Source organism: Streptomyces sp. TLI_053 (assembly GCF_900105395.1).
Lineage (GTDB): Bacteria > Actinomycetota > Actinomycetes > Streptomycetales > Streptomycetaceae > Kitasatospora.
In genome coordinates, this window is the sequence record NZ_LT629775.1 from 4,783,508 (window position 1) to 4,795,984 (window position 12,477).

Genomic DNA, 12,477 nt, shown 5'->3' on the forward strand with positions numbered 1-12,477 from the left:
GCCCGTGCCCCCGGGTTCGGGAGCACGGGCGGTTCCGCTTCGGGCGGTGCGCCTCGGCGGTGGGCCGGGACGGGCCGGGACCGGCCCTGCTGCGCGTGGGCCCGGACGGGCCGGACTCAGCCCTGCTGCGCGGTGCGGCGGCGGCGCAGCACGACCAGGGTGCCGACACCGGCCGCGAGGACGGCGCCGCCCGCGATCGCGATGCCGGTGCTGTCGTCACCGCCACCCGTGGTGGCGAGCGCCTTGTCCGCGTTGGACTTGGCCTTGGCGACGGCCGCCGGGGTGATCGGCAGCGGCTTGACCTTCGGAACGCTGACCGGGAAGTCGATCGGACCGGCGGCGTCGTCCTGGGTCGGCGCGGGGCTCGACGGGGCGGCGGTCGCGGGCGCGCTCGGGGAGGTGCTCCCGCTCGGCGTCACGGTGGCGCTGGCCGAGGGCGAGGCCGAGGTCGACGGGGTGGCGGTCGTCGACGGCGTGGCCGTGGTCGACGGGGTCGCGGTCGTGGACGGCGTGGCCGTCGTCGACGGGGTCGCGGTCGTGGACGGCGTGGTCGACGGCGTCGCCGTCGTGCTCGGGGTCGTCGAGGCGGTCGGCGACGTGCTGGTGCTCGGGCTGCCGGTCGGCTTCACCGTCGGGCTCGTGCTGGGGGTGGTCGGCTTCGTCGTCGACGGCGTGACGGTCGGGCTCGGCTTGCCCGGGCCCTCGGCCACGATCTTGAAGCGCTTGCCGCGGATGCCGTCGCAGCTGAACTCGGCCTCGCCGGTGGGCGTGTTGCCCTCGGCCTCGGCGGAGAAGACCACCGGAACCACGCCGGCGTTGCCGCGCGGCGCGTCCTTGGCCACGGTGACGCGGACGGCGACCGTCAGGCTGCTGCCCTTGGTGACGGCCAGCAGCGAGTCCTCGAAGTCCGGGTTGCCGTCGGCCTGGAGCTTGGCGAGCAGGAACAGCACGCCGTCGTCGTCGGCCTCGGCGCCGGGCGCGGCTCCGGCCGGGTGCCAGGCCTTGGTCTTGTCCAGCGCCTCGGGCAGCTGGTACTCGACCTTCAGGTCCTTCGCCTTCAGGGTGTCCTGGGCGTTCTTGAACTTGAGCAGCGGGTAGAAGACGAAGTCCGTCTTCGTGTTGTTGTCGATCGTGAAGCTGAACTGCTTGGACTCGCCACCGGCGACGAAGGTGCCCGGCACCCCGTCCAGCGACAGGTCGAGCTGGCGGTGCGCGGCCTTGTCGGCCTGCGGCGCGGCGGCCGAGGGCGCGCCGGTGGCGGCGGCGACGGCGCCCTGGGCGCCGGTGAGGGCCATCGAGGCGGCGAGCGCGGCGGCGCCGGCCAGAGCCAGGCTGCGAGGTATGGAGATGGACAAGGAGAACCTCACGGGAGTGTCCGGGCGCGGCCCGGGAGCGCGGGTGGACCCGGTGGTTGTCCGAGCCGCGATCCCCCCGCGAAGGCTGAAAGTCCGACGGAGACTACCGAAGGCCCCCGCTGTGCCGGAAGGTGGGTGCCGGTTTGAAACGTCACCAGGCCGTTTTCTGTCCGATTGACCCAACTCTGCCCGTGAAAGGGCTTTTTGCCCCCGGCCGTCGGGGGGAGCCGCTTGCTTGGTACACGGTGGGGGCAGGGGCGCTACGCGGGGAGTCCGGCCCGCCGTCGCGCGACCGCCGCGACGGCGGCCCAGTCCTTCTCGCCGTCCCCGTGCGCGAGCGCGTCCAGGAACGCGTCCCGCAGCACGCTGCCGAACGGCAGCGGCACCCGCGCCGAGGCCCCGGCGGTGAGCGCGAGGCCGACGTCCTTGAGCCCCAGCGGCAGCTTGAACCCGGCGGGCTCGTAACGGCGTTCGGCGACCATCGCGCCGTACCCGGAGTAGACCGGCCCGGGGAACAGCGTGCCGCTGAGCATCTCGATCAGGTCGGTCGGCCGGACCCCGTTCGCCTCGGCCAGGCTGCACGCCTCCGCCATCGACTCGATCGCGCAGGCCAGCAGGAAGTTGGTGCTGATCTTGGCGGTGTTGGCCTGGGCCGGGCGCTCGCCGAAGTGCCAGACCCGCCGGCCCATCGCGGCGAGCAGCGGTTCGGCCGCCGCCAGCGCACCGGGAGTCCCGGCGGCCAGGATGTCGAGCTCCCCGGCGGCCGCCACCGGCGGGCGTCCGAGCACCGGCGCGGCAACGTACCCGATGCCGTGCTCGGCGTGCAGGGCCTCGGCCCGCTCGGCCAGGTCGACCGAGACGGTGGCCATGTTGATGTGCAGGGTGGCCACGGCCCCCGCCAGCAGGGCCGGGTCGAGCAGCAGCCGTTCGACGGCGTCGTCGTCGGCGAGCATCGAGACGACCGTGTCGGCCGCGAAGACGTCGGCCGGCCCCTCGGCCGCCTCGGCGCCCAGGGCGACCATCGCGGCCACCGGCTCGGGCGAGCGGTTCCACACCCGGACGGTGTACCCGGCGCGCAGCAGACTGCCCGCCATGCCCCGGCCCATCGCACCCAGTCCGACGAAGCCGACCGTCGTCCCGCTCATCGCACGCTCCCGCTGTCGCCCGGCGGACGGACCGGTCGTCCGACCACGAGCAACCGACTGTACGTCAGCCCGCCGGGCCGCCGACCGACCCGATCCCGGCGCCCGGAGAGACGGGTGCACGGAGAGGTCGGCGCACGGAGAGGTGGGTGCACGGGCGGTGGGGGCGGGTGCGGTCAGGCGGCCGCCGCGCGGTGCCCGTCCGCCGCCCCCGCCTCCAGCCGCGCGGCCACCCGGTGGCGCAGCAGCTGGTACTGGACCTGGAGCCGGCCCGGACGCTGCGGGCGGGCGACCGGGCGACCGGGGCCGACCTCCTCGTCCGGACCGAAGCGGGAACGGGTCATGTCGACCTCGACGCCGGCGGCGGACCGGTTCCACCAGTGCAGGTCCGTCCGGACCCCGCCGACGTACACCTCGCCCATCATCAGCTCGCCGCCCAGCAGGTCGTGCACCACCAGGGCGGTCGCCCCGCACTGGCCGTGGGCGGGATTGTCGGGACGCCAGTGGGCCTGGTCCTCGGGCGCGCAGGTGTCGACACCCCAGGAGGAGCGGATCGCACGTTCGATGTCGTTGAGGGTCCACGCCGTCATAGCGGGAAGCCTGCCACGCGGCACCGACAGTGGCAGCGGCTTTTCGGCCAAAGTGCCCGTGTTCTGCGACGACCCGGGTGACCTTCACCCGTACGGGGAGCCCTCGGGGCGGTGGCCGGAGGGCCGTTCCGGGGCGACGGCCGCGAGCTCGGGACCGGGACCGGGACCGGGTGCGGGCGCGGGCGCGGGCCGGTGCGCGCCGGAGCGGTCGGGGGTCCGCTCCGGCGCGTGCTCCGTCCCCGTGCCCTTCACCGGCCGGGTGTCACTTCCCGAGCGCCTCGACGCCCGCCTGCGCGAACTGCTCGTCCAGGTCGCCGCTCGGGGCGCCCGCGACGCCGATGGCCGCGACCGGCGCACCCTTCGACTGCACCGGCGCACCGCCCGCCAGGAACAGGGTGCCCGGGATGTCCTTCAGGTTCGGCGCCTGGGCGAGCCGCTTGGCCAGCTCGGAGGTGGGCGCGTTCCAGGAGACCGCGGTGAAGGCCTTCCGCACGGCCGACTCGGGCGACTGCGGCCCGGCGCCGTCGCCCTTGAGCAGCACCCGGGTGACACCGTCACGGTCGACGACCGCCACCGAGACCTTCTGACCGGCCTTGGCCGCCGCGTCCAGGGTGGCCTCGGCGGCCTTGGTGGCGGCGGCGATGGTCAGGCCGGTGGTCTGGGCGAGGTTCTTGTCCCGGGTGTCGGCCTTGACCGCGGCGGCGGCGACGGACGGGGTGTCGGTGGCCTCGGCACTGGCCGAGACGGCGCCGAGGGTGGCGGCGGCCAGCGCGGCGGCGGCGACGGTACCGGTCAGCACCTTGGTACGAACGGAGATCTTCTTCATGGTCCGGCTCCTCGTCGGATGGTGTCGCTGGGAACGGAATCGATCCTCCGGCGGCCGCCCCCCGCGCCGCATCGGCGGTCCGGGCACTCCCCGCGGGCATGATGGACGACGGACCCGTCAGCCGATCGGCTGATGCGTCCCCGGGCCGGACGGGTCACCATCGAGGGATCGTCCGAGGGATCGCCCCGGCCGGGGCAGCGTTGGTCACGACGACCGGCCACGAGCACGGCTACGGCCACGACGACCGGCCGTCGGAAGCGAACGAACGAGCGAGCGAGCGAGCGAGGAGCGGCCCCGTGCACCACCCCGGCCCTCCGCTCGACCCGGACGCCGGCCGGCTGGCCGTCCTGCTCGACTCCGCGTTCCTGCTGCTGCTCGCCACCTCGCTGAGCCGCTTCCTCACCCACCACCCGGGCAGTCCGCGGATCCCGTGGGTGCTCGGCCTGAGCATCGCGCTGGCCGTCGTCCAGCCCGTCGGCTCCTGGCTCGCCCACCGCCGCCCGCCCGCCCCCGGGCAACGCCGCCCCGCCTGGCCGCTGGCCGTGGTGACCGTGCTCTGGGTGGTCCTGGTGCTGCTCGCGCCGAGCTTCTCCTGGTGCGCCGTGCCGCTCGTCTACACGGCCCTGCGCACGCTGCCCACGCCCGCGGCCGTCCCCCTGGTGGCGGCGCTCACCCTGCTGGTGGTGGTCGGTGAGGTCCGGCTGCCGGGCGCGACCGACGCCAACCTCCTCCTGCTGCCGCCCGCCGTCGCCGCACTGGCCACCGGCGTCTTCCTCTACATGGAACGGCAGGCCGAACGGCAGCGGGCGCTGATCGCCGACCTGGTCCGCACCCGGCGCGAACTCGCCGCCACCGAGCGGCGGGAGGGCACGCTGGCCGAGCGCGAACGGCTCGCCATGGAGATCCACGACACCCTCGCCCAGGGGCTCTCCAGCCAGCAGATGCTGCTCCAGGCCGCCGACCGCACCTGGGACGGCGACCCGGCGACCGCCCGGGGCCACGTCCGCACCGCCGCCGCGGTGGCCGCCCGGAACCTCGCCGAGGCCCGCCGCTTCGTCCACGACCTCGCGCCGGCCGAGCTCGCCGACGGCGGCACCCTCGACCGGGCGCTGCGCTCGCTCGCCGAACGGGAGTCGGCCGAGAGCGGGCTGCCGGTCCGCTTCCACCTGGACGGCGTACCCGTGCCGCTCCCGGCGGCCGCGCAGTCCGCCCTGCTGCGCATTGCCCAGGGCGCGCTCGCCAACGTCCGGGAGCACGCCGGGGCCACCGCCGCCGGTCTCACCCTCTCCTTCCTCGGCGACCAGGCCGTCCTGGACATCGCCGACGACGGCCGCGGCTTCTCCCCCGACGACACCGCCCCCACCGGGAGCCGGGGCCACGGCCTGCCCGCCATGCGGGCTCGGCTGCGCCAGCTCGGTGGGACCCTGACCGTGGAGAGCGCGCCCGGGGAGGGCACCGTCGTCTCCGCCGCGGTCCCGCTCACCCCCGACGCCCCCGACACCCCCACCACTTCCTCCACCCCGTCCACCCCCACCGCCCCGGACCGTCGCCAGGGCCCAGGAGCCGTCCGATGAACCCCGCCCCCGCCCCGTCCCCGGTCCGGCTGCTGGTCTGCGACGACCACGCGGTGGTCCGGGCCGGCCTGCTCGCCCTGCTGGCCAGCGCCGGCGACATCGAGGTGGTCGGCGAGGCGAGCAGCGGCGAGGAGGCGGTCGACCTGGCGGCCCGGCTGGCCCCGCAGGTGGTGCTGATGGACCTCCAGCTCGGCGACGGCATCGACGGGGTGGAGGCCACCCGGCGGATCACCGCCGCGCCGGAGGCGCCGCACGTCCTGGTGCTGACCACGTACGACACCGACGCCGACATCACCCGGGCGATCGGCGCGGGCGCGACCGGCTACCTGCTGAAGGCCGAACGGCCGGAGGAACTCTTCGCCGCGGTGCACTCCGCCGCCCTGGGCCGCACGGTGCTCTCACCGCCGGTCGCCTCCCGGGTGATGGCGCAGATGCGAGCCCCGGCGCCGCAGCTCACCGAGCGCGAGACGGAGATCCTCGCCCAGCTCGCCCAGGGGCTCGGCAACCGGGAGATCGCCCGGGCGCTGTTCATCAGCGAGGCGACGGTGAAGACCCACCTGGGCCGGATCTACGACAAGCTAGGCGTCGACACCCGATCGGGCGCGGTGGCAGTCGCCAAGGAACGCCGTCTGCTGCGCTGACGGCGTTCGAATACCGACATTCCGTTCGGAATATCGGATTCCGAGCCACCGGCCCGAGATCCCGGTCCGGAATCCCCCGGCACCCGAACGAACGATCCCACCAGCAGCTTCCACCGGCGCCCCAACGCCCCTCGCCGCCTCTTGCCAACCGGACGGCAATCCCCGATTGTGGATGTTTCATGGATTAGGGGTATTGACAAACCAACCATGCGGTTTGTTACCGTAACGATCAACGACGCCCCACGGTCAAGGGGGCCCGCCGGGCCTGTGCGGAACGCTCTCGCCGGAGAGCGGTGCCAGGGGGGACGGTGGAGTCCGGGGTGGTCGGGGGGAGCGGCGTAGACGTCGCGCGTCGACGCGGCGCGGAGCGGGTCCGGGGGGACCCGCTCCGCGCCTCCCTGCTTTCCGGCCCCGTTTTCCCGCCCTCACTACCGTCCGCACTTCACGCCCCTCCAGGTAAACTGCACCGGGTAGTGCAATACGCCGAGGAGGGGAACCCGCCCGATGAGCACAGCGAACCCGGCAGCGACCACCGGCTCACGCCGCATGCCCGAGAAGCGCCGGGCCATCGCCCGCGCGGCGAGCACGGTGTTCGGCCGCGAGGGCTACACCCGGGCCAGCGTCGACGCCATCGCCTCCGAGGCCGGCGTGTCCAAGCGCACCATCTACAACCACTTCGGCGACAAGGAGAAGCTCTTCCTCTCCGTCGCCCTGGAGACCGCCGGCGAACTCACCGAGATCATCGCCGGCCTGGCCGACCGGCATCTGCACAAGATCGTCGACCTGGAGGCCGACCTCACCGCCTTCGCCGTCGACCGCGCCAAGGCCGTGCTCGCCGCCGGCGAGCACTACGCCCTCGGCCGCACCATCCGCGCCGAGGCCGGCAACATCCCGCCCGACGTCCTCGCCGCCTGGCTCGCCGCCGGCCCGCTCGCCTCCCAGCGCGACCTCGCCGACCACCTCGTCCGCCTCGCCTCCCAGGACCTGCTCACCCTCGACGACCCCGACCTCGCCGCCACCCACTTCACCCTGCTCACCTTCAGCGGAGCGGCCGACCAGTCCTTCTACGGCGCCGTCCCCATCTCCGACACCGCCCTCCACAGCACCGTCACCACCGGAGTCCAGGCCTTCCTCCGCCTCTATCCGCGCCCCTGACGCCATCCTTGCGCCGCCCCGGCCCGCCGCCCCGACCCGCCGCCCCGACACTCCCCCGGTCGGCTCGCGCGGCGGGACCGCCGGGCAGTCGGGCCTCGGCGCGATACGTTGGCGGTTCCGATTCCAAGATCGGCGACGGCGGCCGCAGAGGTCTCGAACCGGAAGGGCTGGGAGGCAGCGTGGGCGAGGACCCGAAGCACTGGGTTCGCGTGCCGGTGGGACCCGAGGCGGCCCGGTGGGCCACTCGCGGCCGATGCCGACGGGTGCTGCTGGTCGTCCACAACGTGACGGCCGCGACGCGACTGATCGATGTGCTGCCGCTGTTCCGCGACGACCTGCGGCTCCAGGTACTGGCGACCTGCACCGGCTCGTCACCGTTCCAGTCGGGCGTGGCGGAGCTGCTCGCCTCGACGGGCGTCCCGGTGCTGCCCTGGGAGCAGGCCCTCTCGACTCCCGTGGACCTGGCGGTGTCGGCAAGCTTCGGAGGTCAACTCGACCTTCTGAAAGGCGCGTTGGCGATCCTCTCGCACGGCGCCGGATACAATAAGACGCTCACCGCACCGGACACCGGACACCGGACACCGGACACCGTGTTCGGGCTCGGACCGGAGTGGATCCTCACCGCCGGAGGCACCCCGGTCGCGGACGCCATGGTCTTCTCCCACCCGGAGCAGATCGCCCGCCTCGCCGAGTCCTGCCCCGAGGCCCTGCCGACCGCCGTACTGGCCGGCGACCCCTGCTTCGACCGCATCCTCGCCGCCCGGCACCACCGGGACCGGTACCGGCGTGCCCTGGGAGTACATCCCGGCCAGCGCCTCGTCCTGCTGAACTCCACCTGGAACCCGACCTCGCTCTTCGGTGACTCCGGCCCCGAGGACGTCCTCCCGCTGCTGCTCCCCCGGCTGACGTCCGAACTCCCCGCCGACGAGTACCGGGTGGCGGCCGTCCTCCACCCGAACATCTGGCACGGCCACGGCCCCGGCCAGATCCGCCTCTGGCTGGACCGGGCCCGTCGGGCCGGGCTCGCCCTCGTCGACCCGCTCGAAGGCTGGCGCCAGGCCCTGATCGCCGCGGACGTGGTCCTGGGCGACTTCGGTTCGGTCAGCTACTACGCCGCCGCCTGCGGCACCCCCGTGCTCCTGGGCGCCGCCGACCCCGACGCCCTCGGGACGGAATCGCCCGTCGCGGCGTTCGTCCGGTCCGCACCCCGACTCGATCCGTACAGCGCGCTCCCGCCCCAGCTGGACGAGCTGCTGACCGAACACCGCCCCCTCGACGGGCCGGACCGGCTGACCAGTTCGGCCCCGGGACAGGCCGCGGCCCTGCTGCGCGGCCTCTTCTACCGGATGATCGGCATCACCGAACCGGCCGGACCGGCCGTGCTCGACCCGCTGCCGCTGCCGCCGTACGAGCCGCCGCTGCGCACCGCGCCCCTGCGCGTCATCACCCGCACCGCCGCGGACGGCAGCATCGCCGTCCTGCGCTTCGCCGAGCCCCGCTACGAACCCGACGGCGCCGAGGGCGAGGGACACCTCGCCGTGCACGAGGACACCCTCGACCCCGGTGTGCTGGAATCGGCCGACGTCATCCTCCGGTACGGCGAGCCCGACGACCCCCGGTTCGGCCCGCCCCACGCGTGGGCGGCCGAGGTGCTCGGCCGGTACCGGTCCGCCTCGCTCGCCGTCTACGTCACCGGCCCTCGCGAGTGCGTGGTGCTGCACCGCGGCGGACTCCGGCTCAGGCTGACCGCCGACGGTGACGGCGACCCGGCCGCACACGCCTCGGCGCTGCTCGCACGGCTGCACACCGGCCCCGCGGTCGTGGCGGCGCCCACCACCCTGACCGTCAGGACCGGCACCCGTACGACGCGGGTCCGCGTCACGGTCGATCGGAAGAGTGACCGGGAGAGTGACCGGAGGATCGATCGGGCAGGCACCGGGCGCGCAACCCGGCCAGATAGGTGAGGTGCACGGTCGCGTTCTCCCGCCCGAGCAGCGCGACGGCCTCGTCGACCAGCGGCAGCGCCCCGGCCCGGTCGGCCGCGTCGAGGTGGAGTTCGGCGAGATCCGTCAGCACCCGGGCGGTGTTGTAGCGTTCACCGCTCTCGCGGAAGAACTCCCTTGCGACGGAGAGCTGTTGCTCCGCCTCGTCGAAGCGGCCGAGGCCCCTCAGCGCCCGCCCCCGGTGCCGGTGCAGCAGCGCCCGGGCCCGCGGCACATCGGCGGCCCCGTCGTCGACCGGGCCGATCCGGTCCAGCAGCCCGTCCGCCTCCTCGAAGCACTCCAGGGCCGATCCGAAGCGCCACTGCCGCAGCCGCAGCAGCCCCAGCGACTCGACCGCCGTCGCCCGGCCGCGCCCGTGCCCGGCCCGCTCCTCGTCCGCCGCGGCCGCCAGAAGTTCGCCCTCCGCCTCCTCGTCCTGACGCAACTCCATCAGGGCGAAAGCGAGTTGGATGTGCATCCGGCCGGCCGTCCGGGTTCCCGGGCAGTGCCGGCCGGCCGTCCGGGCGCCGGCCCTCAGCGCGGGCAGCAGCACATCGTGGCAGCCGGCCTTCAACTGCACGGCCCAGAGCGCCTCGACGGTCTGGCAGACGGTGTCGAAGCGGCCGAACTCCTCGGCGGCGAGCACGGCTTCGACCAGGTTGCCCGCCTCGGCGACCAGCGCGGCGACCGCCGCGCCCTCGTCCTGGTACGGCCCCGGACCCAGCTCGGCGTACAACGGGCCGAGGTGCCAACGCTCCTTCAACGCCGCGTAGTCGGCGCGGACGGCGAACCGCAGGTACCAGTCCGCGGCGCGGGCCACGGCCGCGGCGCACCCCGCCAGGCCCTCCTCGCGGGCCGCCGCCTCCTCCGCGTGCGCACGCACCGCCGGCCGGTAGCGGTAGCGGCCGTCCCCGGTGCTCTCCAGCAACCGGAGCTCCGCCAGCTCGGCCAGCACCCGCCCCGCGGCGTCCTCCGCGACCTCGGCCGTCGCCGCCACCACGGCCGCGTCCAACGAGGACCACGGCCGCAGCGAACCGAGCCGGTAGATCCGCGCCGCCTCCGGCCCGAGCCGCCGGTAGGCCTCCTCGGCGACGGCCCGCACCGGGGGCAGGGGGTTCGGGGAATCCGCCGCGCCGTCGCCGCCGAGCGGCCCCGTCGCCAGGTACGGAGCCATCGCCCGCAGCGCGAACGGCGAACCGGCGCAGCGCTCCAGCACCGAGGGAAGCGCGGCGCGGGCCGTCGCCACGGCGGACCGTCCCGCCAGCTCGGCCAGCAGCCGCCTGGCGTCCCGGTCGGACAGCGGGCCGACGGGAACGGCCACCGCGTCCAGCCCGGTGAGCGGCCGGCGGGCGACGACCAGGGTGAACACGCCGGGCGCCGCCGTGATCAGCGGATCGACCTGGGCCGCCGACTGCGCGTGGTCGAGCACGACCAGCAGCCGCCGTCCGGACAACAGGGAGCGGAAGAGGTCCACCCGGTCCTCCACGGCGGGCGGAACGTACTCCGCCGGCACACCGAGGCGCAGCAGGAAGTGCCGCAGGACGGTGGCGGCCGTCGGAGCGGTGCTCGCCGAACCGCCCCGGAGGTCCGTGTACAGGGTCCCGTCCGGGAACCGGCCGGCCTCGCGTCCGCCCCAGTGGAAGGCGAGCGCACTGGTACCGATCCCCGCCGGACCGTGCAGGACGGCCACCTTCGGCAGGCCGTCGGGCTTGCGGTCCGCCTCCCGGTCCAGCAGCGCCAACGGGCCCTTCCGGTCGGTGAAGAAGCGCGCGGAGGCCGGCAGCAGCCGCGGCACCCCGTGCACCGCCGCCCCACCGGTACCCCTCCCGCTCATCGCGGCGGCCAGCGCCCTCGCCTGTTCGGGGCTGCGCGACGCCTCCGCCACGAGCAGCCCCGCCACCGACTCCCGCTCGGCCGCCCCCACCGGCGCCGGCACCTCGCGCCCCACCACCCGGGCCACCAGCCCGCCCATCGTCTCCCAGGCCCGCTTCCCCGCCTCGTTGGCCATCCCCGCACCGGCCGCACCCAGGAAAGCCGTCACCATCGACAACGACAGCGGATCCACCGCGCCCACCCCCGGTCCTCCGTGAGGCAGAGGTTCTCCAATGCCCCGACCTGTTGCATCCGGCCCCACCGTAGCCTGCCGGGCCGGACCGCCGGAGGACCTTCGCCCGCACCCCCGCGAAGCCGGTCCGGACCTCCTCCGCGGCCCCCGCGGCACCGCTGCGGAACCACCTCAACTCCCCGGTTCCGCAGTATCCGTCGACCGTTCCGGCAGCGCTGCGGAGAACCGGCACGACCGCGTCGTCCACCGGCCCCGCCCGCACCGGGCAGGCCATTCGCGACGGCCCTGCGGAGGGTCTGCGCCGGACACCGGGAACACCTGGCGACAAAGCCGCTGCGACGATGCCCCGAACGCGCCGCCGCCGGCTCCCGGTGCCCTGCCCGGGCCTCGCTCGGATCGTCTGCGGCGCACTCCGCCACCCGGCTCCCGGGCCATGCCGGAAATAGCTGGACCGGTCCGGAGAACGCAAAAGCCGCAGGTCGCTGACCTGCGGCTTTATCGATGGAGCGGGCGACGAGAATCGAACTCGCGCTATAAGCTTGGGAAGCTCATGTTCTACCATTAAACTACGCCCGCCTGACGAGTCGTCAGAGACGCTCGATCTGCCCTCACTGTACCCCATCCGTGACGGTCGCCGCACAGGCGGCCGGAGGTCGTGGCGGAGCCGCGCGGGGTGGGGGCGGGGGCGTACTGTGTGGGCCGCGCGAGACTGCCCCGGCGGGTGGGTGCGGGCGGCGAGCCTTGGTGTGGAATGTCCAGAACTTCCCCTAATGTGACGCTGGTCCCGGGGGCTCCGCCGTTCGGGGCGACGAGTACGGGTGAGTACCGGGGTAAGGATGGGAAGGGGATCGATGGAGCAGCGCGCCGTCGTTCGTTGTGCCGAGGGGCACCTGTTCAGCACCACCACGTTCCCGATGCAGAATCTCGGCGCCGGCCGGCTGGGGCCGGGGCGGCTGATCCGGTGCCCGCAGTGCGGACGGCTGAGGAGTTCGGTGCTCGCCGACGTGCGGGAGCTGTCCGAGCCGCAACTGGCCCGGGCACTGCGGCTGGAGGCCGCGGAGTTCCTCGCCTGACGAGGGCGGTCGTGGGAGAGATGTGACGGGTGCGGCCCCGGGCGATTCGTCCGGGGCCGCATCGTGCACGTAAC

At 74.5% G+C, this 12,477-nt stretch carries 10 protein-coding genes and 1 tRNA gene; 5 read left to right on the forward strand and 6 right to left on the reverse strand.

Features of this window, described 5'->3' with window-relative positions; genetic code table 11:
• Window positions 1-116: 116 nt before the first annotated feature.
• The 4 genes from BLU95_RS42365 to BLU95_RS19270 form a co-directional block, all read right to left on the reverse strand.
• Window positions 117-1,355: an LPXTG cell wall anchor domain-containing protein gene (locus BLU95_RS42365; RefSeq protein ID WP_093861124.1), complete on the reverse strand. Its 1,239-nt coding sequence runs from the start codon at window positions 1,353-1,355 to the stop codon at window positions 117-119.
• Between the two features lie 260 nt (window positions 1,356-1,615).
• Window positions 1,616-2,620, reverse strand: a complete 1,005-nt coding sequence (locus BLU95_RS19260; RefSeq protein WP_286158639.1) for an NAD(P)-dependent oxidoreductase — start codon at window positions 2,618-2,620, stop codon at window positions 1,616-1,618.
• Between the two features lie 53 nt (window positions 2,621-2,673).
• Window positions 2,674-3,087, reverse strand: coding sequence for a YunG family protein (locus BLU95_RS19265; RefSeq protein WP_093861126.1), 414 nt, complete (start codon window positions 3,085-3,087; stop codon window positions 2,674-2,676).
• A gap of 262 nt (window positions 3,088-3,349) precedes the next feature.
• The gene (locus tag BLU95_RS19270; RefSeq protein ID WP_093861127.1) at window positions 3,350-3,913 is read right to left on the reverse strand and encodes a GlcG/HbpS family heme-binding protein; all 564 of its coding nucleotides are present in this window, start codon (window positions 3,911-3,913) and stop codon (window positions 3,350-3,352) included.
• Window positions 3,914-4,209: 296 nt separating this feature from the next.
• Here BLU95_RS19270 and BLU95_RS19275 point away from each other — a divergent pair, with 296 nt between their 5' ends.
• From BLU95_RS19275 to BLU95_RS19290, 4 genes are all read left to right on the forward strand, one after another.
• Window positions 4,210-5,487: a sensor histidine kinase gene (locus BLU95_RS19275; protein WP_231978650.1), complete on the forward strand. Its 1,278-nt coding sequence runs from the start codon at window positions 4,210-4,212 to the stop codon at window positions 5,485-5,487.
• The gene (locus tag BLU95_RS19280) at window positions 5,484-6,128 is read left to right on the forward strand and encodes a response regulator (RefSeq protein ID WP_093861128.1); all 645 of its coding nucleotides are present in this window, start codon (window positions 5,484-5,486) and stop codon (window positions 6,126-6,128) included. The genes BLU95_RS19275 and BLU95_RS19280 overlap by 4 nt, the downstream gene beginning before the upstream one ends.
• Before the next feature lie 504 nt (window positions 6,129-6,632).
• Window positions 6,633-7,283, forward strand: a complete 651-nt coding sequence (locus tag BLU95_RS19285; RefSeq protein WP_231978651.1) for a TetR/AcrR family transcriptional regulator — start codon at window positions 6,633-6,635, stop codon at window positions 7,281-7,283.
• A 263-nt stretch (window positions 7,284-7,546) separates the two neighbouring features.
• The gene (locus BLU95_RS19290) at window positions 7,547-9,247 is read left to right on the forward strand and encodes a hypothetical protein (RefSeq protein ID WP_197698773.1); all 1,701 of its coding nucleotides are present in this window, start codon (window positions 7,547-7,549) and stop codon (window positions 9,245-9,247) included.
• On the opposite strand, the gene BLU95_RS19295 is transcribed toward BLU95_RS19290, so the two are convergent.
• The gene (locus BLU95_RS19295; protein ID WP_353653574.1) at window positions 9,162-11,339 is read right to left on the reverse strand and encodes a tetratricopeptide repeat protein; all 2,178 of its coding nucleotides are present in this window, start codon (window positions 11,337-11,339) and stop codon (window positions 9,162-9,164) included. The genes BLU95_RS19290 and BLU95_RS19295 overlap by 86 nt on opposite strands.
• A gap of 493 nt (window positions 11,340-11,832) precedes the next feature.
• Window positions 11,833-11,906: transfer RNA gene (locus BLU95_RS19300), tRNA-Gly, on the reverse strand.
• Window positions 11,907-12,181: 275 nt separating this feature from the next.
• Between BLU95_RS19300 and BLU95_RS19305 the strand changes: the two genes are divergently transcribed.
• Window positions 12,182-12,403: a hypothetical protein gene (locus tag BLU95_RS19305; protein WP_030392517.1), complete on the forward strand. Its 222-nt coding sequence runs from the start codon at window positions 12,182-12,184 to the stop codon at window positions 12,401-12,403.
• Window positions 12,404-12,477 lie beyond the last annotated feature (74 nt).

Bases quoted from the DNA above. Each gene is read 5' to 3' on its own strand.
- BLU95_RS19265 (WP_093861126.1), bottom strand. From the start codon at position 3,087: ATGACGGCGTGGACCCTCAACGACATCGAACGTGCGATCCGCTCCTCC.
- BLU95_RS19305 (WP_030392517.1), top strand. From the start codon at position 12,182: ATGGAGCAGCGCGCCGTCGTTCGTTGTGCCGAGGGGCACCTGTTCAGC.
- BLU95_RS19280 (WP_093861128.1), top strand. From the start codon at position 5,484: ATGAACCCCGCCCCCGCCCCGTCCCCGGTCCGGCTGCTGGTCTGCGAC.
- BLU95_RS19285 (WP_231978651.1), top strand. From the start codon at position 6,633: ATGAGCACAGCGAACCCGGCAGCGACCACCGGCTCACGCCGCATGCCC.
- BLU95_RS19270 (WP_093861127.1), bottom strand. From the start codon at position 3,913: ATGAAGAAGATCTCCGTTCGTACCAAGGTGCTGACCGGTACCGTCGCC.